Source organism: Gemmatimonadota bacterium (assembly GCA_041390125.1).
Lineage (GTDB): Bacteria > Gemmatimonadota > Gemmatimonadetes > Longimicrobiales > Gaopeijiaceae > JAGQIF01.
The window spans coordinates 38,701-63,505 of sequence record JAWKQN010000016.1; the positions used below are offsets into that span (position 1 = coordinate 38,701).

24 protein-coding genes are annotated in these 24,805 nt (G+C 69.4%); 9 read left to right on the forward strand and 15 right to left on the reverse strand.

Annotated elements, in window-relative coordinates; all coding sequences use genetic code 11:
• Nucleotides 1-304 precede the first annotated feature (304 nt).
• The 4 genes from R3E98_17150 to R3E98_17165 all read left to right on the forward strand — a co-directional run bounded on the left by R3E98_17150 (nucleotide 305) and on the right by R3E98_17165 (nucleotide 2,975).
• Nucleotides 305-1,201, forward strand: coding sequence for a hypothetical protein (locus R3E98_17150; GenBank protein ID MEZ4425127.1), 897 nt, complete (start codon nucleotides 305-307; stop codon nucleotides 1,199-1,201).
• Between the two features lie 18 nt (nucleotides 1,202-1,219).
• Nucleotides 1,220-1,837 (forward strand): hypothetical protein, encoded by a 618-nt coding sequence (locus tag R3E98_17155; protein MEZ4425128.1) that lies wholly within the window; start codon nucleotides 1,220-1,222, stop codon nucleotides 1,835-1,837.
• 370 nt (nucleotides 1,838-2,207) lie between these two features.
• Nucleotides 2,208-2,411 carry a hypothetical protein gene (locus R3E98_17160; protein MEZ4425129.1) on the forward strand — a complete coding sequence of 68 codons (204 nt, stop codon included), beginning with the start codon at nucleotides 2,208-2,210 and terminating at the stop codon, nucleotides 2,409-2,411.
• A 222-nt stretch (nucleotides 2,412-2,633) separates the two neighbouring features.
• Nucleotides 2,634-2,975, forward strand: a complete 342-nt coding sequence (locus R3E98_17165) for a hypothetical protein (GenBank protein MEZ4425130.1) — start codon at nucleotides 2,634-2,636, stop codon at nucleotides 2,973-2,975.
• Nucleotides 2,976-3,121: 146 nt separating this feature from the next.
• On the opposite strand, the gene R3E98_17170 is transcribed toward R3E98_17165, so the two are convergent.
• A complete protein-coding gene (locus R3E98_17170) occupies nucleotides 3,122-3,592 on the reverse strand; it encodes a single-stranded DNA-binding protein (protein MEZ4425131.1) in 471 nt (156 codons plus the stop codon).
• Nucleotides 3,593-3,771: 179 nt separating this feature from the next.
• On the opposite strand from R3E98_17170, the gene R3E98_17175 reads away from it, so the two are divergent.
• Entirely contained in the window at nucleotides 3,772-4,557 is a 786-nt protein-coding gene (locus R3E98_17175) for an enoyl-CoA hydratase-related protein (protein ID MEZ4425132.1), read from the forward strand.
• A gap of 60 nt (nucleotides 4,558-4,617) precedes the next feature.
• Here R3E98_17175 and R3E98_17180 read toward each other — a convergent pair whose 3' ends face one another.
• On the reverse strand, nucleotides 4,618-5,139 hold the full coding sequence (locus R3E98_17180) for a hypothetical protein (protein MEZ4425133.1): 522 nt from the start codon (nucleotides 5,137-5,139) through the stop codon (nucleotides 4,618-4,620).
• Between the two features lie 329 nt (nucleotides 5,140-5,468).
• Here R3E98_17180 and recF point away from each other — a divergent pair, with 329 nt between their 5' ends.
• From recF to R3E98_17195, 3 genes are read left to right on the forward strand one after another with little or no spacing between them, the layout of a single operon-like run.
• A complete protein-coding gene (gene recF / locus R3E98_17185; GenBank protein ID MEZ4425134.1) occupies nucleotides 5,469-6,584 on the forward strand; it encodes a DNA replication and repair protein RecF in 1,116 nt (371 codons plus the stop codon).
• Nucleotides 6,581-6,916: a DUF721 domain-containing protein gene (locus R3E98_17190; protein ID MEZ4425135.1), complete on the forward strand. Its 336-nt coding sequence runs from the start codon at nucleotides 6,581-6,583 to the stop codon at nucleotides 6,914-6,916. The genes recF and R3E98_17190 overlap by 4 nt, the downstream gene beginning before the upstream one ends.
• Nucleotides 6,917-6,919: 3 nt before the next feature.
• Entirely contained in the window at nucleotides 6,920-10,573 is a 3,654-nt protein-coding gene (locus tag R3E98_17195; GenBank protein ID MEZ4425136.1) for a DNA gyrase subunit B, read from the forward strand.
• A 62-nt stretch (nucleotides 10,574-10,635) separates the two neighbouring features.
• Here the strand turns inward: R3E98_17195 and R3E98_17200 are convergent, their stop codons facing one another.
• From R3E98_17200 to R3E98_17255, 12 genes are all read right to left on the reverse strand, one after another.
• On the reverse strand, nucleotides 10,636-11,673 hold the full coding sequence (locus tag R3E98_17200; GenBank protein ID MEZ4425137.1) for a hypothetical protein: 1,038 nt from the start codon (nucleotides 11,671-11,673) through the stop codon (nucleotides 10,636-10,638).
• 64 nt (nucleotides 11,674-11,737) lie between these two features.
• Nucleotides 11,738-12,049, reverse strand: coding sequence for a hypothetical protein (locus R3E98_17205; protein MEZ4425138.1), 312 nt, complete (start codon nucleotides 12,047-12,049; stop codon nucleotides 11,738-11,740).
• A gap of 372 nt (nucleotides 12,050-12,421) precedes the next feature.
• Nucleotides 12,422-13,282 (reverse strand): aldo/keto reductase, encoded by an 861-nt coding sequence (locus tag R3E98_17210; GenBank protein MEZ4425139.1) that lies wholly within the window; start codon nucleotides 13,280-13,282, stop codon nucleotides 12,422-12,424.
• Nucleotides 13,283-13,349: 67 nt separating this feature from the next.
• Nucleotides 13,350-13,754, reverse strand: coding sequence for a DUF1622 domain-containing protein (locus R3E98_17215; GenBank protein ID MEZ4425140.1), 405 nt, complete (start codon nucleotides 13,752-13,754; stop codon nucleotides 13,350-13,352).
• A 229-nt stretch (nucleotides 13,755-13,983) separates the two neighbouring features.
• Nucleotides 13,984-15,255: an ankyrin repeat domain-containing protein gene (locus R3E98_17220; GenBank protein ID MEZ4425141.1), complete on the reverse strand. Its 1,272-nt coding sequence runs from the start codon at nucleotides 15,253-15,255 to the stop codon at nucleotides 13,984-13,986.
• A gap of 252 nt (nucleotides 15,256-15,507) precedes the next feature.
• The gene (locus R3E98_17225) at nucleotides 15,508-16,059 is read right to left on the reverse strand and encodes a hypothetical protein (protein ID MEZ4425142.1); all 552 of its coding nucleotides are present in this window, start codon (nucleotides 16,057-16,059) and stop codon (nucleotides 15,508-15,510) included.
• On the reverse strand, nucleotides 16,056-16,817 hold the full coding sequence (locus R3E98_17230) for a CPBP family intramembrane glutamic endopeptidase (GenBank protein ID MEZ4425143.1): 762 nt from the start codon (nucleotides 16,815-16,817) through the stop codon (nucleotides 16,056-16,058). Before R3E98_17230 ends, R3E98_17225 begins: the two co-directional genes overlap by 4 nt.
• Nucleotides 16,818-16,973: 156 nt before the next feature.
• Nucleotides 16,974-17,363 (reverse strand): hypothetical protein, encoded by a 390-nt coding sequence (locus R3E98_17235; protein MEZ4425144.1) that lies wholly within the window; start codon nucleotides 17,361-17,363, stop codon nucleotides 16,974-16,976.
• A gap of 1 nt (nucleotide 17,364) precedes the next feature.
• Nucleotides 17,365-17,817 (reverse strand): phage tail protein, encoded by a 453-nt coding sequence (locus R3E98_17240; protein MEZ4425145.1) that lies wholly within the window; start codon nucleotides 17,815-17,817, stop codon nucleotides 17,365-17,367.
• 98 nt (nucleotides 17,818-17,915) lie between these two features.
• A complete protein-coding gene (locus R3E98_17245) occupies nucleotides 17,916-19,421 on the reverse strand; it encodes a CRTAC1 family protein (protein MEZ4425146.1) in 1,506 nt (501 codons plus the stop codon).
• On the reverse strand, nucleotides 19,418-20,710 hold the full coding sequence (locus R3E98_17250) for a Xaa-Pro peptidase family protein (GenBank protein MEZ4425147.1): 1,293 nt from the start codon (nucleotides 20,708-20,710) through the stop codon (nucleotides 19,418-19,420). Before R3E98_17250 ends, R3E98_17245 begins: the two co-directional genes overlap by 4 nt.
• Nucleotides 20,707-21,741, reverse strand: coding sequence for an acetamidase/formamidase family protein (locus R3E98_17255; GenBank protein ID MEZ4425148.1), 1,035 nt, complete (start codon nucleotides 21,739-21,741; stop codon nucleotides 20,707-20,709). Before R3E98_17255 ends, R3E98_17250 begins: the two co-directional genes overlap by 4 nt.
• A 344-nt stretch (nucleotides 21,742-22,085) precedes the next feature.
• On the opposite strand from R3E98_17255, the gene R3E98_17260 reads away from it, so the two are divergent.
• Nucleotides 22,086-23,165 carry a 6-bladed beta-propeller gene (locus R3E98_17260; protein ID MEZ4425149.1) on the forward strand — a complete coding sequence of 360 codons (1,080 nt, stop codon included), beginning with the start codon at nucleotides 22,086-22,088 and terminating at the stop codon, nucleotides 23,163-23,165.
• 222 nt (nucleotides 23,166-23,387) lie between these two features.
• On the opposite strand, the gene R3E98_17265 is transcribed toward R3E98_17260, so the two are convergent.
• Nucleotides 23,388-24,785, reverse strand: a complete 1,398-nt coding sequence (locus R3E98_17265) for a mercuric reductase (protein ID MEZ4425150.1) — start codon at nucleotides 24,783-24,785, stop codon at nucleotides 23,388-23,390.
• Between the last annotated feature and the right edge of the window lie 20 nt (nucleotides 24,786-24,805).

The following is a 24,805-nucleotide window of genomic DNA, read 5'->3' on the forward strand; positions in this document are numbered from 1 at the left end:
CCTTCCGCTCCGGACGCGCCCGCCTGGCCGGGTGCGCGCGTCCACGCGGAAACGGAACAGGGGTCCGCCAGAGAGACGGGACCCCTGAAAACGAAGAAGTCCCCAGTGGCCGCTGGGGACTCCCTCGGAACGGCACGGAAACGGGCCGGCCGCCTTCGCTGTCGTTGTCGCGCGAAGCATAGGCCGTGAGCCCGGCGAGTGTCAAGGTCGGCGTGCGCCTGCGTGCGCCGGCCGCCCGAGGGGTGGCTCCTCCCGCTGGGGGAGGTGTCCACCGCCATGCGCCGGGCCGCGAGGACACCAGTCGATGCTGAGCGCGAGCGATGTGAAGCGGGGTCGACCCGACGCCCTGGCCGACGTGCCGGGCACGCCCGACCTCGCCCTCACCCGGGCGGTGGTGCTGTATTGGGACCGCCAGGTGATCGGTTCCGCCACGTCCCATCTGGACGACATCGGCGTCGGCCTGGTCCTGGAGGGCCGCTACGCCGCCTCCACGTCCGTCCTCGATCTCGGCAGCACGCGCGTGCGCGAGCTCGACCTGTCCCGTGAGCTGGCCGTGCTGGGCTGGGTCCGACAGGAGACGCTGACCCACGTGCTGGATCTCATCAGCGCCACCGCCGAGCCGACCCGTCCCGGCGCCCTCGCCGGACCCTACTGCTTCGGGCTGGGCCTGCGCGTGCTGGGGCACCTCGGATTCTCGAGCCTGACCCGGGCTGCCTTCCTCCGGATCGGCTTCCGGGACGTTCGCCGCGACGTCGACGCGGACGGCCGTCGCGGCATCCGCGTGGATCTGGGGGAGGACGGCGTCGCCGCCTTCTCGCTCGATCCCGACGACGTCACCCTGAAGGTCCAGGTCGATCGGCCCCGTGATCCGGCCCACCTCGAGGTGGCCCTGGGTCGCTGCTTCCCCGGCTTCCCGCTGCGCCGGGCCGGCCTGCTGCCCCGTGGTTCCTCGGTGCTGTACGAAGCGCGGCTTCCGCTGCCGCGCTCGGTGGGCGAGACCCGGGAGCTGATGCGCCAGATCCGAGGAGGGCTGACACGCCTGGTCGCGCGCTTCGAGCCGGCGCGGCACGAGGAGCTGGCGCGCGGCCTGGAGACCTTCGGGGCACGCGACACGTTGCTGCGGTTCCACCCGGCGGGCGCGGCCTCCGCCGCCCTGCTGGAGCCGCAACCGCACGTCGACACCCCACTGACCGTCCACTAGCCCGGAGAACGTCCCCCGATGGGCGAACGAACCGTCTTCTACACCGGAGCCTCCCGCGGTCCGGTGCTGCAGTGGACCCGCACGCGGGCGCCGGCCGAGCAAGCCGCGCGTGCCTCGTACGATCGGTACCTGGAGCGTCAGTGCCAGGCGTTCCTGCACCTGGTGCCGCGCGAGGGGATCCGTCCCCTCTACGCCCGCGCCCGCGCCTGGGCCGCCGAGCGGGGGATGCACGAGGCCAAGGATCCCATGGCCTCGCTGCTCGCCTACTGTCGTGCGCATCTGCCGCTGCCCTCCTTCCGGGTGTGGATGGAGGACGTGGAGGCCCACCCGGGCGCGCACGCGGAGGAGATCTCCAGGCTGCCGACCTCCGAGGAGGACCGGGCGCCGAGCCGTCTGGCGGCGCGTACGATCGAGTACGGGGGTCGTCGCTGGAACGTGGGTCTGAACGTCTTCCACGAGGACGGCACCTGGCGGGGATTCCTGGAGTTCCACGAGGCTCCGCATGTCGGAGTGCCCGTACGGGCGCACCGTACGGCGACCGTGTTCTGCGAGCCCAGGCTCACCACCGTGCAGGAGATCTTCGAGGGCTTCCGCGACGACACGCTCGCCGGTTTCCTGCGTTCCACGCTGCCCTGAGCCTCCGACGTTTTTTGGTAAATTTTCCCCGTGGGTCCGGTCACGATTTCGCGACGGCCAACCCCCGGAATCTCCCGTGGCGGCGCGGTTTCTCTCTAAAAAATTACGAAAAACCGGTGAGCGGTCCACGCCCGGAACACGTGGATTCTCAACCCCGCGAGAATTTGCGCAACGCATTGTGGTACAAGAACTTACGGGCCGTGCCCCAAGCCTCTGGACGAGGGGTCGCCGACTTGCGGGGGCGTCGCCGCTTCCCTAAGATCGTCGCGCGGTCGGGGACGGTCTGTGTCCTGGCAAATTGGGGTGCCCGAGCGCTGTCCACGGCGAGTGAGTTCGGTTCGTTTTCGGTACGGAGGGTCAAGGTCTGCTCATGTGGGAGACGTGCTCGGTCCAGCTGAAGGTTCGACTTCCCAAGGAAGTCGCGGCGCAGGCGGAAGAGGTCCAGATGACCGATCCGGAGTTCCTGAGTCGCGTGGTTCTCTACGGCCTGACGCGGAGATCGATCTACCGTCACCTGCGGGAGCAGGGCACGCCCGCCGCTGTCGAGAGCGCCCCCTCGCCGTACCTGACCTGAGCCGCATGTTCGGTCGGCGATGCCCGGCATAGTCGGGCAGCCGCCTCCGATCGACCCTGAAAGCGCGTCGGACCTCCGGTCCGGCGCGCTTTTTCGTGTGGCATCGCTCCGTGACCGGAGGTACCGGGGGGATGGGCCCGACCCGCCCGGGGCTGGCGGAACCCGGACCAGCACCCCATATGTCGGGCCGGAGTCCCCCGACTTCGAGACATGGAGGCTCTGGTGAGCGAGCCACAGGCCAAGGGCCCTCGGCTCTCCGACGATCAGGCGGTGCTCCGGGCCAAGTACTTCGACTACTGCTCGGCCCGTGTCGCCGGTCTGTTCCTCACATTGTCGCCGGACGAGATCTTCGTCCTGGCGGAATCGGCATACCGCGACGCGGCCCGCCCCGCGGAGCGGTCCTACGACGCCATGGTCCGGGCCGCGACCACCGTGCTGGCTCGCCGTCTGGGCCTGCCCGCGTTCGAGGAATGGGCACAGGCCTATGCCGAGGACCCCACCCGCTTCGAATCCGAGCTCCTGGGCCTGTGGGCGAGCGACCCCGGTTCGGCTCCGCCCCACTGAGTCCGTGCCCGAGCGACCTCGACCGAGGGGAACGACCGAGGGGCGGGCGCCGGTGGCGCCCGCCCCTCGTCACGACAGCCCTGGCTTCCCCCGGGCCGGCCGAACCGCCCCGGATGGGAGGCTCGATCAGGCCGGGAGATCCCCGATCAGAACGGGAGGTCGTCGTCCGGCTCGCTCAACGGAGGCGGGCTGCCCCCGCCGGAGCGGTCGTAGGACGAACCCCCGCCGCCGTAGCCGCCCGACGAGCGGCCGCCGCCCCCGCCGTCCCCACCGCCGCCGGGCCCGCCCGACCCGAGCATGACCATGTCGGACGCCACGATGTCGGTCCAGTAGCGGGTCCCACCCTGGTCGTCCTGGGTCTGCGAGTACTCGATGCGGCCTTCGACGTAGATGCGGTCTCCCTTGTGCACCCACTGCTCGACGATGTCGGCGAGCTTCCCGAAGAAGGTGACGCGGTGCCAGTCCGTGCGCTCCTGCTGCTGGCCGGAGCGGTCCTGGAAGGTGCGGTTCGTGGCCACCGACATCTTGGCGATCTTGGCGCCCCCGGGCGTCATCCGGATCTCGGGATCGTTGCCGACGTTGCCGATCAATTGCGCTTTGTTCAGGGACCGAGCCATCGCTCCGGGCACTCCTGGGTGTGGAAGGACTTCGTGCGACGAGACAGCGCGCTGCCGCGGATGAGCGCGCCGAGAGGGAAGGTACCAGCGGGGCGGGGCGCTCGCCATGTGTCCGGGGGGCGTTCGTAGCCCTCCCGGCGGGTGGCGAGCGACCCCGGGAAAGGGGTAGCTTCCCGGCCATGAGCGAACTCGAATTCGTACGTGTGGAGCGGGACGGCGCCATCGCCACGGTGGTCATCGACCGACCCGAGAAGCTGAACGCGCTGAACCCGCAGGTGATCGACGAGATCGGCCGGGCGTTCGGCGGCCTCAAGGACGACGCCGACGTGTTGGGCGTCCTCCTGCGCGGGGGCGGCGAGAAAGCCTTCGTGGCCGGGGCCGACATCGGCGTGCTGGCCACCATGGACCCGCTCACGGGCGTGGACGTGAGCCGTCAGGGGCAGGCCGTCTTCCGGGCCATCGAGCGCTTTCCCAAGCCGGTGGTGGCCGCCATCGGGGGATTCGCGCTTGGGGGTGGCTGCGAGCTCGCGCTGGCCTGCCATCTCCGGGTGGCCTCCGAGAAGGCGAAGCTCGGTCTGCCGGAGGTGGGTCTGGGCATCATCCCGGGCTACGGGGGCACGCGCCGCCTGGCCCGCCTGGTCGGGCTGGGCCGTGCGCTCGAGCTGACCCTCACCGGCGCACACATCGACGCCCGGCGCGCATACGAGATCGGGTTGGTCAACCAGGTGTACGCGCCGGAGTCCTTCCTCAGCGAGGCGCGAGCCTTCCTGGAGGGGATCGTCAAGAACGGTCCGGTCGCGCTGCGCATGGCGCTGGAGTCCGTCTACCACGGTCTGGACGTGGACGAGGACGACGCCCTCGCGTTCGAGTCCTCCCTGTTCGGGCTGCTGGCCTCGACGGAGGACATGAAGGAAGGCATGGGCGCCTTCCTGGAGAAGCGGAAGCCGGCGTTCAAGGGGCGCTGAGCGGGGAAGGCCAGACGTCCCGGCCGCACACGAGCCGTCCTCCGCGCGACTGCTCCCGGATCAGGGATCGACGAAACGCGACTCCATGGCCAGGATGTGGTCTGGAATCGCCTGGCCACGCTCCCGGGCACGCTCGAGGTCGAGGCGCGTGGTGTACCCACCCCGTATGGCGCCGTCCGGCATCTCGAGCTGCCAATCCTCGAGTTCCGACAGCGCTAGCGTGTAGGGTGGCCGCCCGACCGGCTTCCCGCGTCGCGGTGGCGTATCGAGCCCGGCGACGAAGGAGTCCTGCCCGAGCTCGAGCAGCTCCCCCCACACGTGCTCGAGTTCCCCGCGGCTGGTCTGAAGGGGGAACTTCACCGCGATCCGTCCGCGGTGGGCTGGGAAGAGCTCGCGGAGCGTCGGCACGCTCCCCCTCGCCTTGGCGATGGCGTCCGACCAAGGCGGGCTGGTCATGTCCTCGAACGCGCCCGGCGGCTCCCGGCGTGACCCCGACCACCAGACGACCGTCGCGATGACAGCAACGGCAAGAGCAAGAAGAAATGGAGACACGTCCGACACCACCCTCAGGTCGACGCCCAATCCTCGGCGCATAGGCCGCACATCCAGCATGCCTGGGCCGATCGGGGGCGCGCAAGCCAGGCACCCTCCCACGCTCCGCGTCGATCGATGACACCGCCGGCACGGTTCCGCCTTCTCGTCCGCCCTCGGGCTCGCGCGCTCGTCGAAGGGGCTGTCCGCGCCAGTGGGGGGGGCCGAAAGGGAAATCGGCGACCGGGCCGGGATCAGGTGGGCTAAGTCCTTGGAGGCCTTGGTCTTCGAGCCAGGCATCCCCGGTGGAGGTTCCACCCTCCCGGTGTTAGATTTCCTGTCATGCCGCAACGGTCGTCGGGGCCCGCGCTCGAGCCTCCGTGCGCCTGAGCGCCCTCTCGCTCCGGAACGTCCGGAACCTCGCCGCCCAGCGGCTGGAGTTCCCCCCGGCCGGGGTGGCGGTGATCGGGCCCAACGCGCAGGGGAAGTCCAACCTGCTCGAGGCCATCTACTACCTGGAGACCCTGCGCTCCTTCCGGGGAGCACAGGATGGACAGCTCGTGCGTTTCGGCGAGGATCACTTCCGCATCGCCGCCACGCTGAGCGGGGAGGACGGCGGGGACAGCATGGAGCTGGCAGCCGCGTTCGAGCGGCAGCAGAAGCGCAAGAAGGTCACCGTGGACGGAACGGCGGTGGAGCGCCTTTCAGACGGCCTGGGTCACCTGGCCGCGGTGATGTTCTCCCCCGCGGATGCGGCCCTGGTGAGTGGAGGCCCGGTGGAACGGCGTCGGCACGTGGACATGGTGCTGTCGCTGAACCAACCCGGCTATCTCGCCGCCGCCCAGCGCTTCCGTCAGGCCCTGGCGCAGCGCAATGCGGCCTTGCGGGCGGGCGCCGGCGCGCCGGCGGTACGGGCGTGGGATCCTCCGCTGCTGGACGCGGGCGCGGCGGTGATGGGCATGCGGGCGGACTGGGTGGACCGCTGGGCGGACCGGTTCGCGGAGCTGTACGCGGCCGTCTCCGGCGGTGAGCGGGCCCGGCTCCGCTATGAGCCGCAGGTGACCCGGGAGGAGGGTGAGTCCTGGGCGGAGGCCTATGCCCGCGCGCTGGATGCCGTCCAGGACCGGGACCGCCGCCTGGGCAATACGGGCGCCGGGCCCCACCGGGACGACCTGGACATGACGCTGGAGCGGGACGCGGGCGGCGGCACGTCGCTGCGCGACTTCGGGTCCGGCGGCCAGCGCCGCACCGCGGCCCTGGCGCTCCGGCTGGTGGAAGCCGAGACCATCCGGGCCAGCCGGGGGCAGCCGCCCATGGTGCTGCTGGACGACGTCTTCGCGGAGCTGGACGAAGCGCGCTCCGAGCGCGTCATGACGCTGTTCGACGAGGCCTGGGTGGGACAGGTGATCCTGACCGCACCCAAGGAGAGCGACGTGCGCGTGCGCGCACACGCCCTGACGCGCTGGAGCATCGCGCGAGGAGTGATCTCGGCATGAAGGAGAAGGGCCCCCGCGCGCTGGGGGACCTCCTGTCGAAAGTGCTGGCCAGCCCGACGCTGCAGGCCGGGCTGGCCCGCGCACAGATGGTGGACGAATGGGCCGAACGCGTGGGACCGCGGATCGCCGCGGTCTCGGACGTCCAGTCCTTCTCCGGTGGTACGCTGTTCGTGGAAGTACGCTCGAGCGCCTGGCTGATGGAGCTCGAGATGATGAAGCGGGAGATCCTGGAGCGGCTGAACCGCGGCCGCACCCAGGGACCGATCGACCGCATCGTGTTCGTGCAGGCGCAGTCTCCGGGACGTGCCGGTACCCTCTCCGACTCCGAGTAGAGCATGGCCGACAAGAAGAAGCAGCAGGGAAGCGACTATACCGCCGGTCAGATCCAGGTCCTCAAGGGACTGGAGGCGGTACGGAAACGCCCGGGCATGTACATCGGCTCCACGTCGGCGCGTGGTCTCCACCACCTCGTCTATGAGGTCGTGGACAACTCCATCGACGAGGCGATGGCCGGGTACTGCACCGAGGTGCGGGTGATCATCCATCCCGACGATTCGGTCACCGTCGTCGACGACGGGCGCGGCATCCCGGTGGACATCCACCCCACGGAGAAGGTGCCGGGCGTCGAGCTGGCCATGACCACCCTCCACGCCGGCGGCAAGTTCGACAAGAACACCTACAAGGTCTCCGGCGGTCTGCACGGCGTGGGCGTCAGCGTGGTCAACGCCCTGTCCGAGTGGCTGGAGGTCGAGGTGCAGCGCGACGGCCAGGTCTATCGGCAGCGCTACCAACGCGGCATCAAACAGAATGAACTCGAGGTCGTGGGCAAGTCGAAGGAGAGCGGCACCACGGTCACCTTCAAGCCCGACGCCCAGATCTTCACGGAGCTGCGCTACAACTTCGACACGCTCTCCAACCGCTTGCGTGAGCTTGCCTTCCTGAACAAGGGCCTGCGCATCGTGCTCGTCGACGAGCGCGAAGCCAAGAAGGTGGAGGAGACCTACGAGTACGAAGGCGGCCTGGCCAGCTTCGTTGAGTTCCTGCGGGGGAATCGCGTTCCCTTGCACGACAAGGTCGTGTACTTCGAAGCGTCGCGCCCGGAGGCGGAGATCGAGCTCGCGCTCCAGTACGACGACGGCTACTCCGAGAACACGCACACGTTCGTCAACAACATCAACACGCACGAGGGCGGCTCGCACCTCACGGGACTCAAGGGCGCGCTGACCCGCACCATCAACGACTACGCCCGCAAGAACAAGCTGTTCAAGAAGGATGACGAGAGCCTCTCCGGCGACGACGTACGCGAGGGCCTCACCTGCGTGCTCAGCGTACGCGTCATGGAGCCCCAGTTCGAGGGACAGACCAAGACCAAGCTGGGCAACTCCGAGGTGCGGGGCGCGGTGGAGGCCGCTGTCAACGAGCAGTTGGGCATCTTCCTGGACGAGAACCCCAAGGCCGCTCGGGCGATCATCGACAAGTCGCTCCAGGCCGCACGGGCTCGGGAAGCGGCTCGCAAGGCGCGGGATCTGGCGCGCAAGAAGAGCGCGTTGGAGAGCGGCGTGCTGCCCGGGAAGCTGGCGGATTGCTCGCTCACCGATCCCAGCCTCTGTGAGATCTACCTGGTGGAGGGAGACTCCGCCGGTGGGTCGGCCAAGATGGGCCGCGACCGTCAGTATCAGGCCATCCTGCCGCTGAAGGGCAAGATCCTGAACGTGGAGCGGGCGCGGATCGACAAGGTGCTGTCGAACGAGGAGATCCGCGCCATCATCACCGCCATCGGAGCGGGCATCCGGGACGACTTCGACCTCGGCAATGCGCGGTACCACAAGGTCATCATCATGAGTGTGGATGCCGCCGAGCACGTCTTCGTGCGTACCGAGGGCGGTGTTCGCATGACCGAGATCGGACCGTTCGTTGATGGTCTGCTGGAGGAGCACTCGAGCCGGCCGCGGTACGCACCCCACTGCGAGAAGCGCGAAGGCGGCGACCTGGGCGACGTGCTCTGCTTCGACGTCGACAGCAACGAGCTTCGGTTCCGACCCATCAAAGGCGTGCTGCGGCATCCCATCGACGAGGCGCTGTACGAGATCCGGACGGCCTACGGCCGTACCGTGCGGGTGACGGCCAGCCATAGTGTCTTCGTGGAGGAGGACGGACAGATCGGGCTCCGTCGTGGAGATTCGATCCACGCCGGTCAGCGTCTGGTGGCGCCGCGCAAGGTGACGTGGCCGGAGACGGCTCCAGCCCGGATCGACCTGCTCGCAGTCATGGCCGCGGATCCCGAGTGCGCGTCTCAGGTGGTTGCGCGCGGACCCGCCGTGGAGGCCTGGTACCGTGCCCGGGTGGAGGCCGAGTATGCGGGGCGGCCGGAGTGGAGCGAGGCCCGCGTCTCCCTCTCGGAGGACGCTCGCGCCGACATGGCGGCGGCCCGCCGGGCGTCGGGCATCGCCAATGCCGCCCTCTGCGAGGCGGTGGGCATCCGGCAGCCGGTGACGTTCTATGGATGGGAGCGGGGAAGCGCTCGGCCGACCCTGACCCATCTCGAGGCGTACCTGGATGCGATCGGAGCGTCGCGCGAGGACGTGCTCGCCCGTTCGGACGTGGGCCCGAGCCGCCTGCAGCAGACGTGGCGGGATCAGTACAGGGCGGCGCCGTCCAACCGCGTGCGCGACTACGTGAACGTGAGCGAGCTGACGCCCGAAGACGTGGCCTGGTTCGGAGAGCGGGACGACCTCACGCTCACGCCCAGACACCACGCGACGCAGGGTCTGCCCCGCCACCTACCGGTGGGTGAAGCACTCGCCACGCTGTTGGGCTTCTACGTCGCGGAGGGGTCGGTCTCGGTTCGGGGAGGCATCCGCTTCGCCATCGGGGCCCGCAATGCGGTCCTGGTCGATGATCTGGTCCGGTCGTGCGAGGCCGTGTTCGGATTGACGCCGCAGGTCTACGAAGGAACCGGAGGGCGGGTGGCGGAGCTCCGCATCGTCAACAGAGTGGCTGCGCTGGCCTGGGGTCGGCTGTTCGGCTTCCTGGGAGCGAGGGCGCACACGAAGCGGATCCCTGATCTGGTCTTCGAGCTTCCCCAGCCGGCCAAGCAAGCCTTCGTCCGAGGGTATTTCCTCGGGGACGGCACCCTGGCCCCCCGCCGGCTGGCGTTCACCACCACGTCGCGAGAGCTCGCATCTGGCCTCAGCTACCTGTTGTCGGGCTGGGGTGTCGTGGCGTCCCTTGCCTCGCGCGAGCCGGATGGTGTGGAGCGCTCCATCCGGGGCGCTCCCTGTGTGAGTCGCCACAGCGCCTGGACAGTCAGCGTGAGCGCGCGCGAGGACATCGAGACGCTGCGCTTCGTCTGGGAGGGTGCACCGGGCTGCGAGAGGATCGAGGCGTTCGTCGCCAGCGAATGGCCAACCGTGAATCGACGCTTCCGCTCGCTGCCCGGTGACCTGATGTCGCTCCCGATCCTGTCCGTGGAGGAGGTGGAAGCGACGAACGGCTTCGTATATGACTTCTCCGTGGCAGAGGACGAGAATTTCGTCGCCGGAATGGGCGGCCTCTGCTGTCACAACACCGACGCGGACGTGGACGGGGCGCACATCCGCACGCTGCTCCTGACGTTCTTCTTCCGGCAGATGCGGGAGCTGATCGAAGAGGGGTACGTCTACATCGCTCAGCCGCCGCTCTACCGCCTGCAGAAGGGGAAGACGGAGCTCTACGCCTACTCCGACAATGAGCGGGAAGAGATGCTCAAGCGGTTCGGTAAGAGCGATGGCAAGGTCAACATCCAGCGCTACAAGGGCCTGGGCGAGATGAACCCGGATCAGCTCTGGAAGACCACGATGGATCCGGAGAGCCGGACCATCCTGCAGGTCACGATGGAGAGCGCTGCCGAAGCGGACATGATTTTCTCCCGCCTGATGGGAGACGACGTGGAGCCGCGCCGGGAGTTCATCGAGAAGAACGCCAAGTTCGTGAAGAACCTGGACGTGTAGCGGCGCTACGGCGAAGGGCGTGGGCCATCGGGGGGCGGCGTCGTGACGCCGCCCCCCGTTGCTCATTCGAGACGCAGGCGCACCTGGACGATCTCTGAATTGCTGAGGGCGGTGAGGGTGTCGCCGTGCAGCGTGGCGCTCCCTGCGTTTGCCAGGAGCGTAGCGGTGTCCGGATCATCGCTCATGAGCCGGCGGACCACCCGTGTCTCGAGGTCGATCGCCAGTCCGAAGAAGTCCGGCCCGCGCGCGAGCAGCAGAACCGTGGCGGGTGGCTGCAGATCGGCGTCCTTCACCAGGAACGTCGAAGCCAGGAGCCATACCGGACGGGTGGGATACATCCGGTCGATGTCAGCCACCAGCGGCGACCACAGGGCGACCGGAAGCGACGCGCGGCCGACGAGATCTCCCGTTGCCAGGTCATAGGTCAAGAACGTGCCGCTCCGTTGCTCGAAGATCACGGCCTCGGTGGCGGTGACCCCCACCAGCACCAGCGCCGCAGGAACGCCGGTGTTCTCGGCTCGGAGCGACTGCAGTTCTGCGGGCAACACGCCGAAGGGGCGGCTTCCGTCTCTGCCCACGACCCGCATGAGCGCCACCGAATCCGGGGCCAGTACCAGCACGGTACCGTCCGGCAGGAGCGCGAGTCCGTCCGGCGTCGGGCTGGCATCCCCCAGGTTCACGACACCCACGTAGGCGCGACTCTCGACGTCGAAGAGGAGAACCCGGGCCGTGTTGTAGTCGTGGACCCCGATCCGCGGACCCGAACGCGACAGCAGCGCGGGACCCGTCATCTCGCCCGGCCCGCTTCCGCGACCCGCGAGCCGTCTTCGGACGCGGAGCTCGGGAGTGAGCTCCACCAGGTCGCTGGCACGAGGATCCGTCACGAGGTATCCCCCCGGTACGGCGCGGATAAGGACCGGTAGCGTCAGCCCGAGGGAGTCGTCGAGCACCTCGACCCGGTGCGCGAGCATCTCTGTGGTACGGATGTCCTCGCCCATGCGGAAGTCCTCCGGTTCGGCCGGAGGAGGAGGCGCACAAGCGCCGACCATCAGGGCCAAGGCACCGACGACGAGGTAGGTGGCCACACGACTCGACGGCATGGATCCTCTCTTGGGTTCGGGAAGACCACCCGGGGTCGCGCGCCCCCGGGTGGCTCCGTCCGGGTCAGATCAGCGTGTAGGTGCTGCAGTCGAGCCTCGTCCTCTGGCCGCCTGCCATCTGGTACAGGCCCTCGTAGTACTGCACCTCGGTGGTGGTCGTGTAGCTCCCGCCGAACTTGGAGAGCGATCCTCCCGCGCTGTACGTGACCGTCTTCGTGACCAGCCGCTCCGCGATGAGCGTGCCGAAGGCGGGATTCGAGCTCCCTCCCGAGATGTAGTCGGAGCAGCGGGTCGGGTCCGCCTTCACGGGGTCGGGCAGGTTCAGCGTCAGTGTCATCGCAGCCAGGAGTGCCAGAAGGAGTGACCGTCGAAGCATCGTGCCTCCTCGTGCTGGCGCCGCCCGTATCCGGGCGGCCGTGAATCGAACGCCGGCTCGGATGCGAGCGGCGTCCGACAAGCTCACGCGAGGGCCGGGGCGCGAGGATGGACGATCGGGCCTGGTGACGCGGATACACTGTGGCCGACCGAGCGGGTTTGTCCATGTACGGATGGGACAGATTTCCGGTCCGGTGGGCGGCGGTCCGCGGGGCCGGTGGTTCCGTGCCGGCGGCGTGGGGAGACGCGGGCCTGCGCCGGCGGGTGGGGCGTGTGGCCGGATCGGCCCCGAGGGGCGCGGGTCGCCTCAGCAGGGGCGATCAGAGGCCGGGGCGGAGCCCCGGTGCCGAGCTGCTACGACCCGCTGCCTTCCTCAGGGATTCGCGAAGACCGGCATGTCCCGGGCTTCGCCGTAGTCCTCGATCGGGGCTGCATTGCGGAGGCGCTCCATGTCCTCGTCCGTGATGACGAAGTCGACGTCCGCATTCTCCCTCATGTGCTTCGCATTCGCCGTCTTGGGCAACGGCAGGAGGCCGAGCTGCAGCGTGTAGCGGATGGAAAGGCGGGGAATCGAGACTTCGTAGCGCCGCGCCATCTCCGCGATCTCCTTGTTCTCGAGCAACGCGCCGTGGCCGATGGGGGAGTACGCCTCGACCAGCATCCCCCGGTCCTGGACATTCCGGATGAGGTCGGCAGGTGTGTTGCTGATGTGGGCCAGGATCTGGTTCACCATGGGCTGGACCGAGCAGACCTCGAAGAGGTTGTCGAGATCCGCCTGCTCGAAATTCGACACGCCGATGGCCCGCAGCTTCCCGGCCTCGTATGCGTCCTCCAGTGCCTTCCATGCCTCGCGGTTCCCCTCGAAGTAGCGATCCTGCCCGCGGAACTCGGCCCAGGGTTGGGGGCTGTGGATGAGCATGAGGTCGATGGATTCCAGCCCCAGCGCCTCCAGCGATCCATCGATCGCCGAGGCCGCCGCCGCGTACGACTTCACTTCCGCGGCCAGCTTCGTGGTCACGAACACCTCGTCGCGCGCGGTTCCGCTCGACTCGAGTGCGCGACCCACCCCCGCCTCGTTCTGGTAGGCCTGAGCCGTATCGAAATGGCGGTAGCCGATCTCGAGCGCATCGCGAACGGCTTGCTCGACGTCCTCATCGGTGACCATCCACGTGCCGAGCCCCAGCTTGGGGATCTCCACGCCGTTTGTCAGGGTGTAGGTTTCGTGCAGGATCATCGGTTGGATCTCCATGCGTCGGGTTTGCGAAGGAAGGGGTGTTGCTTCCGGCTCCCGTCCGCTGTGCCTATCCCCGCCGTCCGCCCGCGGCAGATGGCGGGGACCCGATGGTGGAACTGGCGCCGGACGGCGCTGCGTTCTGCTGCCACGGGAGGCGGCCTTCGATCTCGGCTTCCAGGGAGAAGCTGAGGAAGGTCCGGATCAGGACCACCAATCCAAGGGCCGAGACGGTCCGCAGCGTCGGCTCGACCAGGATGGTCCCGATGATGTCTCCCGCCACGAGGAGCTCGAGCCCGAGCAGGATCGCCCGGCCCAGGTTGGCGCGGTACTGGTGGTAGACGCGCGGGAACGCCTCCCGGCGCACGATCGCGGCCAGGAAGACGCAGGTCGCAATGATGCCGCCGATGAGAATGGCCGCGACCCCGGCCATCTCGATCCAACGTGCGACCGGTTCCACCCACCCTCGTTCCATCGTTCCGATCCTGGGTCCGCCGCGGCCTCCGTGTTTCGACCCGCGGTCCGGTGACCGCTGGACCGGAGCGACCCGGCCGCGGGGACCGGGCGGGGAGCGGGTCGATGCGGCCCACCGGTGCGCCGATCCCGGAACGAACCCCCGTACTGCTGCTCCGGCGCCGGACGCGACCACGGCCGCGGGAGGAGCCAAGCGCAACAAGCGTTCCGGTGGACGACGCCGGGGATCGTCAACCTCCCCCGGCGCGCTGCCTGAGCAGCGCCAACACCTCCGGCTCGGCGGCCAGGCGAGGCTCGTCGATCCAGGCCGGGTCGACGTGCGCGCCTGCGGCCACGAGCGCGCCGACCGTGCGCCGGTAGGGGTCCGGGGACCGTCCCTCTTCCAGCCACGCGTGGAGCGCCCACACCAGGGGTGGGGTCCCGTAGCGGCCGTCCAGCGCATCGATCTCCGCCCCGCGCGCCAGGAGCAGCTCCACCAGGGCGGCGTGGCCTTCGTAGGCGGCCAGGTGCAACGCGGTCCGGCCGTCGTCCGCGGCCCGCTGCGACGGGTCCACCCCCGCATCCAGGAGAACCGCGAGGGTCGGACGTTGGTCGTACCACGCCGCCATGAGCAGCGCCTCGACCGCTTCTGCGGAAGCGGGCGCGAACGGTGTGGACTGGATCCACCGTTCGATGACGTCGACCCGTCCGATCCCGGCCGCTTCCACCAGATCCAGGGCGGCGCCACGCGCGGCGAGATGCGCACCCGCTTCGGGACACCCGTTCGCCAGGCAGGCACGAACCATCCCGGGCGCAAGCGCCGCGCCCCGCTCGAGCAGCAGGTCGATCAGGTCGTTCTGGACGCCCCTGCGTCTCGGATGCGCGCTCGTTGCCACCAGACCGAGTGTGGTGGCGCCCCCGCCGTAGACGTCCGCCTCGGCATCGATGTCGGCACCGGCATCCAGGAGGAGGCGGGTGAGCGCCACGATGTTGGGCGGAGTCCTCTGCCGATAGTTCTCCACCCCGTTCGCGGCCACGTAGTGCAGCAGTGTCGCGCGGTGCTCCCGGGTGGAGCGCGCGTGGAGGAGCGACGGGTGGGCAGCGAGCACCTGTTCGAGCCCAGACAGGTCTCCTGCGACGATCGCATCCGCAGCGCGCTCGAACGCGCCCGCGGGCGAGTCCTCCCGGACGAGGGACTCGATGTGGCACAGCAGCGCGGTCCAACTCGGGAAGCCGTGGGCGCGCGCGATCACGAACAGCGCCTGACTGACGTTCGACCCGTGGTCTACGAGCCGTGCGTGCGCGAAGTCGGCGAGCTCGTGGACGTACCGCCTGGGGTCACGAGGCGAGGAACGCTCGTCCGGCAACAGGCGCAACAACGCCTCGACCCAGCGGGCGGCCCAGGTCCGGATACCGTCGATCCCGCAGTGGCTGGCCTCGACCAGCTCCTTGGCGCGGGTCCGGTACTGGGCCGGAGAGGGACGCGGCGGAAGCGGGAGGACGTCCTGGGGATTGGGATACATACGAAGCTCCTTTCGTGGTGCCTGGCGTCCGCACAGATCAGGCTGAAAGAAGATTCGTTCTGTCGGGGTCCTGCGGCTGGGTGGGCACGGCCCTTTTCGCGGACGGAGAGCGCCCCTGCGCGCGGACGGAAGCTAGAGGGAGCCGACGGCCGTGGGCAAGCGCGACGCTACGGTGCCCGCGATCATCGGGGGCCGAGCGTTTGGATCCGCGCGGGGATCGAAGCTCAGGCCGCGGGCCCGTGCGACACGGACTCAGGTGATCCGCAGCGTCTCCACCACGATGAAGGAGAGCAGCAGGAGCACAGCGCCCACAGTGGCGACCGCGTGATAGCGGAGGGACCGCACCGAGGCCAGGGACGCGAGCAACACGGCCGCGAGGAGGTTGAGGAAGGCCGCCTGCGGATCCGCGGCCCGGAGCGCCCGCAGGGTCTCGAGGACCGACGCGGCCGCCAGCACACCGAAGAGCAGGCGGTGGATCCCGAAATAGTGGGCTCTCAGGTCGTACTCCGCACCCGGGTCCTCTGCCGGCAGCACGAGCGCCGCTGCCAGATAGAACAGGACCGGCACCAGCAGCACCAGCAGGAACGAGAAGAAATTCCAGCCCTCCTGGAAGCGCAGCCCGAAGGCGGCCCACCACCACTGCACGAGCGCGACGAAGACGAGGCCGCTCCACGTGAGCGGTAGCCAGTGGTAGCGGACGCGGCCCCGCGCGCGGGCCAGACGTTGCACTCCGCCCAGCAGCTCGGTGACACCCAGGCCCAGCACGATGGAGATCAGGACGGACAGGTACTCGAACGGCGTCACGACGGGTCTGCCCCTTCTTCGGAGTCGGAGTGGCTGCGCTCCGCGTGTCGGGCGGCCACGGCGTCGAGGATCCTGCGGCCTACGGCGCCGCCATGCACGTCGATCGCGGCGTGGAGGATCATGGGCCAGAGCAGCGACGCGGTTCCCACGTACAGGAAGCCGGCCAGGATGCCGATCACCCCGGTCTTGATCACACCGCTGCGGCCCTGGTAGGCGTGCGCGACCCCGAAGGCGAGGCCGGCCAGCAGGGCGGACGTCCACGGGCCCGTCCAGACACCCACCCAGGCGATGAGGAAGCCGCGGTAGAGGATCTCCTCACAGATGCCGGCGGTGAGCGAGAGCGCCGCGAAGGCGCGGGCCTCCTCGTCGGTGCGGGGCAGCAGCTCGGCCACCCCCAGGGTCTCCCCTGCATACTCGACGAGCTCGGCGCGCTCCAACCGCCGCACCGCCCGCCACTGCCCGGCCAGGAACGCCAGTCCCAGGCCGGTGATGGCCAGGCCGGCGAGACTCCCGGCGTCCAGCGGGAGCTGGAATCCGAGCGAGGCCGGGCTCCGACCCGCCATGAACCAGCCGAGCAGCACGATGCCCGTGACCGTCCACTGCCGCGCCATGCCGCGCACGTACTCGCGGCGCCGGGCACCGGGACCGCCGGTCGCCACGGCCCGCCGGAAGCGCGCCCAGCTCCACCGTGCGTGCAGCGGGAACGCGATCAACAGGACCGCGGCGAGGAGGTGGTCCCAGAGGGTCGGTTCGATCATGAGGGGTGGGCGGCGTGCGGGTCTCGATCCCCACGGTGGACCCGGAGAGCGCGGTGCGCCAGTCGCACGATGTGCGAAGCAGGCGTTATAGACGCCGTCGCGGCCTCACGCGGGCGGCGGCCGCCCTCACCCGCCGCCGCTGGCGAACGACCGTGCTCAGGGTCGCCGCTGCAGCGACGGCAAACCCCGGAACGCTTGCAGGTCGTGCTCGAACGTGCGCTCGTGCGCGCGGCCGTCGTCGTCCCGCCATCCCACCGTGGCGCGGAAGCGGACGGGTTTGCGCTCCAGCAGCGCGCTCAGGCGGTCCACGAAGACCCGGATCGGACGGTCGGGCCGAAGCAGCCCGAGGCAGCGGAAGAGCGGCAGGTCTCCGAGCGCGACCTGTCCTCCGAGCGCCGACAGCGGCGGGTCGAGCGTGACCCGGACCTCGTGCGCGGGCGTCTGACCCACATTGAGCAGCACGAGCTCGACGACGTCGTCCGTCACGTCCACATCGAGCACCACGTACGGGGGGCGCGGCTCCCTGCGCGCGTCGGGCGTGGCCACGTCAGTCGTCCAGGTCGATGCCTTCGTGGCAGAGCTCCAGCGACTCGATGGCCACCTCCGACCCCGTGGCCTTGAGGTCCGGGCCCATCCATCTGCAGGGCCAGGCGCGCCGCAGGTTCCAGCGCATCACCTCCTGGCGGCTTTCATCCAGCAGCGAGATGCGCACGGTGGCGCGTTGCACGTTGCCCTGCAGGGCGCTCAGCAGCCAGTTCCAGAACGTCGCGTCGCCGGTCACGCCCCGCTTGCAGACCAGGTTGGGATACTTCGCGAGGCCCGGCATCTTCCGCACGGTGATGTCCTCGGTGCCGACCCGGTACTCGATGACGTCGATGTCGACGCCCAGGCCGGTGATCTCCGAGAAGGATCCGCGGGCCGTGGCCCCGTCGCTGATCCCCTGCACCTCGATCAGGAAGTTGTAGTTGCCGTAGGGATCGTCGCGGTAGGTCGGGGGCATGTCGGATCTCCGGCAGGGGGTGTCCTTCGGGAGTGGCGTGAACGGCGCCCGCGGGAGGTCAGGAGGCGGGCCCGCCTCGCGTGTCCCAGCGTCGTGCGCTACCGCTCCACCGTCAGCACCCGCCCGGGCAGCGCGCGGTAGTCCACGCCTTCCACCCGCTGGCTCGTGCGGCCTCCGGGCGTGAGCACCGTCACCTCCACATCCACGCGCTCGATCCCCGCGGGCAGGCCCACGTGCACCGGCGCGGCGCCCTGCGAACAATAGCCGCCGCCCGTGTCCACGAGCCGCGACCCCAGGAGTCGGTCCGTACCGGACTCGAAGACCCGCACCTCCGCACCCGCGCGCGTATGGCGGCCGCTGGGATCGAGCACGCGCACCTGGACGGAGCGCTCCGCGCGCTCGGCCGGGAGCAGGTTCCGGAGCAGGGGATGCGTCCCCACACCGGGGTCGTTGTTGGCGAGCGCCAGGTCCAGATCGCCGTCCGCGTCGTAGTCCGCCCAGCGCACGCCGTGGCTCGCGCCCTTGGTCAGGATCAGCGCGGGCGTGGCGTCCGCGAAGGTGCCCTGGACGTTGCGGAACAGGTGGTCGGGCGCCTCGGGCTCGTCTCCCAGGAACGCGGCCACGAAGACGTCCGGCCACCCGTCGTTGTCGTAGTCGCCCCAGGCGGCCGTGGTGCTGTGATGGTCGGCGGCAACCGGCGTGCCCTGCGCCACTTCGGTGAACGTGCCGTCCCCGTTGTTGCGCCAGATGGCATCCGGGCCGTAGTTGGCCACGAACAGGTCCAGGTCCCCGTCGTTGTCGTAGTCGGTGACGTCCGGCCCCACACCGCCGATCTCCTCGGAGCGCTCGCCGCCGTCCATGCCCAGCTCGGCGGCCACGTCCGTGAAGGTCCCGCCGTCGTTCCGGTAGAAGCCGTCCGCGTCCCCGTTCTGGTTGGCCACGAAGGCGTCGAGGTCCCCGTCCTGGTCGAAGTCCGCCCAGGCCACTCCGACCGTGCGGCGGGGATCGCCGATCCCGGTCTCCTCCGTCACGTCGGTGAAGGTCTGACCGTCGTTGCGGTAGAGGCGATTGGGGCCGTCGCGCAGCGCCACGAAGAGATCGACGTCCCCATCCTGGTCGATGTCGATCCAGGAGGTCTGACGAGTCGTCCCGTCGACGGAGACGCCGAGCTGCCCCGTGACGTCCGTGAAGTGCGTCCCGTCTCCGTCATTGCGGTAGATGCGGTCGGTGCCGCCCCCGGCGGGGAAGCCGATGTAGACGTCCAGATGGCCGTCCCCGTCGAAGTCCCCCCAGGACGCCACGCGCGTGTCCTCGGGGCTGGCCAGCCCGACGTCGGCGGCCACGTCGGTGAAGGTCCCGGCGTCGTTGCGGTAGAGACGGTCGGGCCCGTTGCGGAAGCCCACGAACAGGTCCAGATCGCCGTCGTTGTCGAAATCGATGAACGCGTTGGGCTGCGCCCCCGAAGCGGAGAACAGCTCCGGTTGCACGGACTCGAACGTGGGCGGGAAGTCCGGGTCACGCTCCTCCAGCGTGCCCTGCTCGGCCGCGCAGGCGGCCAGCAGCAGGGACGCGCAGAGCGCGAGGCCCTCCCGCCCGCGGCTCACGCCACCCCCGCGAAGGGAGTGTCGAGCGAGGTCGACTGCGGCGTGAACAGCTTCGCGCCCTGCTCGGTGACGTACATGCAGTCCTCCAGGCGCACACCGAACTCACCCGGGATGTAGATGCCGGGCTCGTCGCTGAAGGTCATGCCCACCGCGAGCGGCAGCGTGTTCCCGCGCACCAGGTACGGCCACTCGTGGCCGTCCATGCCGATCCCGTGGCCCACGCGGTGCGTGAAGTAGGCGTAGTCGGGCCCGTAGCCGGCGTCGGAGATGACCTTGCGCGCGGCCGCGTCCACGTCCTCGCAGGGCACACCGAGCTGCGCGGCCTCCAGCGCGGCCGTCTGGGCCGCCAACTCGATCTCGAAGACGTCCCGCATCTTCTGTGTGGGCTGGCCCAGCACGAAGGTACGGCTCATGTCGGAGCGGTATCCCTCCACGCCGCAGCCGCCGTCGATCAGGAGGATGGTCCCCTCCCGGATCACCTGCGGGGTGCGCGAGCCGTGCGGCAGCGCAGCGTATTCGCCCGTCTGCACGCTGGCGCCGCCGGAGAAGCCTTGGCGCTCGTGCGCCATCGACACCAGGCGCCCGAAGTCGGATTGGGTCATGCCCTCTTCCATCGACTCGTAGGCGGCCTTGTAGGCCCGCAACGTCACGTCGTTGGCGAGCTGCATGAGCTCGAGCTCGTGCGCGTCCTTGTGGATGCGGCATCCGGCGCTGATCGGGGTGCCGCTGGTGATCTCCAGCGCGGGGGCGGCCTGGGCCACGCCGTTGGAGAACACGAACCGCACCGTCTCTTCCACGCCGAGGCGTCCGGTGGCGATGCCGCGGTCGCGCAGCCCCTGGGCCACGAGCGCGTAGGGGTCGCCGTCCTCGTGCCACGTCAGCACTTCGCTGTCGGCGTCGAAGGGGCCGTCCGCCAGCTGCTCGCGGGCGCGGTCCTCCTCGAAGAAGGGACAGACCACGAAGGGCGTTCCGGTGCGGGGGATGATCAGCGCGAGCAGCCGCTCGGACAGCCCCCACTGGATGCCGGAGAAGTACACGAGCGACGTCCCGCCCGTGAGCATCAACGCGTCGATGCGGTTGTCCGCCATGAGGCGGCGCGCCTTCTCCATCCGGCCCGCCCGCTCCTCGCGGGTGATGGGGCGCGCCTGGTCCCGCACGGACGTGAGCGCCGCGATGGGGGCGGGCACGTCCTGCGAGGCCGCCTCGCGGGTCTGCGATTCTGCGCCCTGACAGGCGGTGCCGGCGAGCGCCGCGGAGGAGACACCCAGGAAGGAGCGACGAGAGATCATGGTTCGCTACCCGCGTTGAAGATGGACTTCGGGATCATGACGTGGACGCCGACCTTCTGGTCGACGAGCTGGGTGATGCGGAGATCGCAGGCCAGGCTGACGAGGCGGTACGCCTCGCCCGTGTCCACGCCCCAGCGGTCGTGGATCAGCTCGGTGGCCTGGCGGATGGCGATGCGCGTGGCCTCGGTGAGGTCTTCATCCGCGCCCATGGCGATCCAGTGCGTCTGGGTCTCGGCCCGCGGCCACTCGATGCTGTGGTCCTTGTGCACGATCAGCTGGACCAGGCCGCGCAGGGAGGTCTCGATGGCGGTCTGGTTGACTTCGCCGTCCCCCTGGGCGGCGTGGCCGTCGCCGATCTCGAAGAGCGCGCCCGGCACGTGCACCGGGATGTAGAGCGACGTGCCCGCGACCAGCTCGCGGTTGTCGATGTTGCCGGCGTGGATCCAGGGCGGCACCGAGCTCCACCGTCCGGCGTCCGGCGGCGGAGCCACACCCATGCTGCCGAAGAAGGGCCGGAGCGGGATATGGATGCCGGGCTGGAATTCGGCCATCATGCGTTCCCGGTCCAGCCGGAAGATGCGGGTGCGCTCCTCCGGGCAGAGCTCGCGCATGAAGCCGCTGCAGCCGTTGTAGCCGTAGGCGATCGGCAGGTCCACCGTCAGGATGCGGACCTCCAGGACATCTCCCGGCTCGGCGCCCTCGACGAAGACGGGCCCCGTCAGGATGTGGCCCCCCGGCCCCCGGTCGGTCACCACCTCGGTGACGTCGCGCAGGTTGATCTGGACTTCGTCCGGTGGGATGCCCGCGGCCTCCAGGCGCTCCGGGGTGGACGTCAGGAGGGTGGAGACGTCCACGATGTCCCCGGACCGGATCCGGAGCACCGGGGCGGCCTCCGCCCAGTAGTAGCCCCAGGCCACGGTCCGGGGCGTGGCGTCCAGGCGGTGGACCATCGGGGTGGAGGACGCCTCCTGGGCCGACAGTCGGGCCGGCAGGAGCGTCCCGAGCAGCAGGAGCGGCAGGACGAGGCGCATCCCGCCAGTATGCTCGGGGCGGGGGGGACGCGGCAACTTCCGGGGGGACCGGGGCCGGGGTCTGGGGCTGGCCGAGCCTTGGACGGAGGCTGACCGGCCGGGTCAGGGCTGCCGATGTCGTCCACCGCCAGGGGCCAAGGACCCCCGCCGAATCTCCTTTGTGCTCGCCGGACGACTGGTGGGCGCCAAGCGGAGGCGCGTCCTTTGATCGAAGAAGCTTGCCTCGGTTCAGCCGCGCTGGTAAGACGTCTACAGGTAATCGTCAAGGGACCTCGCCCCCCTCCTGCGAGCCGTTGACCATCGGGTTGCCGCGACCTGTTCACCGCCTGGTGAGGTGATTCGCCATGCGCGCTCGCTCATTCGCTTCGCTGCGAAAGACGTTCTCTACCATTCTCTTTGTAGTCGTCACGGTCTCAGGTTGCCAGAGTGTCGAGGCACAGTCTTCGCGCGCTGTTCATCGGGAGCGTCCCGCAGCAATCCGCCTCGTTCCGGTAGTCAGGCTGGACCCGAACGCATCGCCGTTCGGTCCAACAACACGGATTCTCTGGCACCGCGGAAACTACCTCATCGTCGACGAACGCAAGGGCCACGAGGTCTTTGTCTTTGATGCGCAAGGCGAATTCCTGACCGGTGTGGGGCGTCAAGGACGAGGTCCGGGGGAGTTCAGCGACATCATCGCGCTTGGGGTCGGAGCGGCGGATTCCGTGGTCCTCTTCGACCGTGGTAATCTGAGAATGATCGTGCTTGACCCTACCTACAGAGTGGCTCGCGAAGAGCCGCTGCCATTTGTTCCCGAGAAGAATGCGCTCCTCGGGGTCGCGGGGGGCGCGATGCTCGTCGCGACCGCATCCGGGTTTCGCACCGGCGATGTCGCCGGGGTGTCGCTGATCGGGAGCAGGGGTGAGGTAATGTGGACTGCTCCGGATCGAACCTACTCGAGCGGCGGCTACGTTCGGGGAGTGGACTTCGCGCCGTCCACCGCCGGCCACGCCTGGGTGTTGAACAACCCCGACTACACTCTCCGGCGAATCGACCTGCGTACGGGGGCCAGCATAGGTGCGACGCTTGAACTCGCTGGCCCCGACTGGGCTTCCTTCACCCGGGGCGGAGGACCGCCGAGCTTCGGTCTGGGTGTGGGCGAGGACGCGACGAACAGGGTGTGGACCATCATCAGGATGCCTCAAGAAGTGTCCCCTCGCCCCCTTCCGCCCGACGCTCCCTATCCTACCGAAGGCCCTGCAGGAATCTTCGATCTGGTGATCGAGGTCGTCGACGCGAGTCGCGGAGCCGTCATTGCACAGTCGCGCCTGGACGACTTCCCGGGAGGGTTGTTGGGTCGGGGGCCCGTCGCCGGGTCCATGAGGGTATTCACGTACGACGATGAAATGGGTGCGGTCGTTGTGTGGGACGCGTTCGTCAACTAGTTGGTCTGTTCCCGAAGCTGAGTGAACGCGGATACCGCCTCACCCACGATGGCCGGGAGTTGCAGGTCTTCGAATGCGGAGCCGACCGGCCCATCCTGAGCATCGCGATCTCGGTTCCGATTGGGAGTGCGCTGAGGACTGTCATCGGTGATCACAGTGTACGACACGTTTCATAGGTAACGAGCACTCGAGAACAACGGAGGCGCGGAGCTGGAGTGCTGTCTACTCCAGCGCCAAGAACAGGTTGTTCAGCGATTCCGCCAGGGTGGGATGGGCGAACACCCCATCCCGGAGCGCCGTGAACGGCAGGTCCGCCACCATGGCCATCTGCAGGACGCTCATCACCTCGCCGCCTTCGATCCCGAGGATGGCCGCGCCCAGGACCCGGTCGGTCCCGGCGTCCACCACGGCCTTCATGAACCCGCGGGTCTCGTCCGTCTCCACGGCGCGCGCCACACGCTCCATCGGGAGCTTCGCGACCCGGATGTCCCGCCCCTGCTTCCGGGCATCGGCCTCCGTCAGGCCCACGCGCCCGAGCTGGGGGTCCGTGAACATCACGTAGGGCAGCAGGCGACCCGCCCGGGTCACGGACCCGTCGCCGAGCAGCTGCGACTCGACCACGCGGTAGTCGTCGTAGGAGATGTGGGTGAACGGAGGCGCGCCGGTGATGTCGCCCAGCGCCCAGACGTTCTCCACCCCGGTCCGGCAGCGATCGTCCACAGGGATGAAGCCGCGCGCGTCCGGCTCCAGACCGGTGTGCTCGAGGCCGAGACCATCGGCGTTTGACCTGCGGCCGATGGCCACCAGCAGGTGGCTTCCCAGCACCGTGTCGCCCCCTTCCAGGTGCAACGCGATGCCACCGTCGGGACCGACGCCGACGCGTTCGGCAGGTGTGTCCAGCCGGAGGTCGATCCCCTCGTCCCGCAGGATGTCGGCGAGCGCGTCCGAGACGTCCTCGTCCTCGCGCGCGACGAGACGCGCGCCGCCCTCCACGATCGTGACGGCGGCGCCGAAGCGCCGGAACATCTGGCCGAACTCGAGCCCGATGAACCCGCCCCCGAGGACGATCAGGTGCTCCGGCACCTCCGCGAGCTCCATGATCGACGTGGAGGTCAGATACGGGACACGGTCCAGGCCGGGGAGGTCGGGGATCCGCGTGCGGGTGCCGGCGTTGATGAAGACGTGCTCGGCGGCGAAGCGGCGAGCGGGCACGCCCTCGCCATCCGTCTCCGCGTCGTGGACGGAGACCGCGCGCGGGCCCGTGAAGCGCGCCACGCCGGGGACCAGCTCGAGCGTATCGTGCTTCGTCAGCCCGCGCTCGCTGCTGCCGCTCCACGCGTCCACGATCGCCCGTTTCCGGGCGCGCACGGCCGCCAGGTCCACGGTGACCTCCCCCGCGTGCACGCCGTAGTCGCGGGCGCGCCGGGCCAGGTGCGCGACCCGCGCGCTGGCCACCATGGTCTTGGTGGGCGTGCAGCCCTCTACCACGCACGTCCCGCCCACGCGTCCCTTCTCGACGACGACCACCCGCCATCCGGCCTTGGCCAGCGCGCCGGCCAGCGGCTTCCCGGCCTGGCCTGTTCCGATGATGAGGGCGTCACAGGGCTCGGGCTGGGTCATGGTCGTCGGCTCGCTCGGAT

Excerpts from the sequence above, each read along its gene's own strand:
- R3E98_17150 (MEZ4425127.1), top strand. The coding sequence starts at position 305 with ATGCTGAGCGCGAGCGATGTGAAGCGGGGTCGACCCGACGCCCTGGCC.
- R3E98_17155 (MEZ4425128.1), top strand. The coding sequence starts at position 1,220 with ATGGGCGAACGAACCGTCTTCTACACCGGAGCCTCCCGCGGTCCGGTG.
- R3E98_17160 (MEZ4425129.1), top strand. The coding sequence starts at position 2,208 with ATGTGGGAGACGTGCTCGGTCCAGCTGAAGGTTCGACTTCCCAAGGAA.
- R3E98_17170 (MEZ4425131.1), bottom strand. The coding sequence starts at position 3,592 with ATGGCTCGGTCCCTGAACAAAGCGCAATTGATCGGCAACGTCGGCAAC.
- R3E98_17175 (MEZ4425132.1), top strand. The coding sequence starts at position 3,772 with ATGAGCGAACTCGAATTCGTACGTGTGGAGCGGGACGGCGCCATCGCC.
- R3E98_17190 (MEZ4425135.1), top strand. The coding sequence starts at position 6,581 with ATGAAGGAGAAGGGCCCCCGCGCGCTGGGGGACCTCCTGTCGAAAGTG.
- R3E98_17195 (MEZ4425136.1), top strand. The coding sequence starts at position 6,920 with ATGGCCGACAAGAAGAAGCAGCAGGGAAGCGACTATACCGCCGGTCAG.
- R3E98_17200 (MEZ4425137.1), bottom strand. The coding sequence starts at position 11,673 with ATGCCGTCGAGTCGTGTGGCCACCTACCTCGTCGTCGGTGCCTTGGCC.
- R3E98_17205 (MEZ4425138.1), bottom strand. The coding sequence starts at position 12,049 with ATGCTTCGACGGTCACTCCTTCTGGCACTCCTGGCTGCGATGACACTG.
- R3E98_17210 (MEZ4425139.1), bottom strand. The coding sequence starts at position 13,282 with ATGATCCTGCACGAAACCTACACCCTGACAAACGGCGTGGAGATCCCC.
- R3E98_17215 (MEZ4425140.1), bottom strand. The coding sequence starts at position 13,754 with ATGGAACGAGGGTGGGTGGAACCGGTCGCACGTTGGATCGAGATGGCC.
- R3E98_17220 (MEZ4425141.1), bottom strand. The coding sequence starts at position 15,255 with ATGTATCCCAATCCCCAGGACGTCCTCCCGCTTCCGCCGCGTCCCTCT.
- R3E98_17230 (MEZ4425143.1), bottom strand. The coding sequence starts at position 16,817 with ATGATCGAACCGACCCTCTGGGACCACCTCCTCGCCGCGGTCCTGTTG.
- R3E98_17240 (MEZ4425145.1), bottom strand. The coding sequence starts at position 17,817 with ATGCCCCCGACCTACCGCGACGATCCCTACGGCAACTACAACTTCCTG.
- R3E98_17250 (MEZ4425147.1), bottom strand. The coding sequence starts at position 20,710 with ATGATCTCTCGTCGCTCCTTCCTGGGTGTCTCCTCCGCGGCGCTCGCC.
- R3E98_17255 (MEZ4425148.1), bottom strand. The coding sequence starts at position 21,741 with ATGCGCCTCGTCCTGCCGCTCCTGCTGCTCGGGACGCTCCTGCCGGCC.
- R3E98_17260 (MEZ4425149.1), top strand. The coding sequence starts at position 22,086 with ATGCGCGCTCGCTCATTCGCTTCGCTGCGAAAGACGTTCTCTACCATT.
- R3E98_17265 (MEZ4425150.1), bottom strand. The coding sequence starts at position 24,785 with ATGACCCAGCCCGAGCCCTGTGACGCCCTCATCATCGGAACAGGCCAG.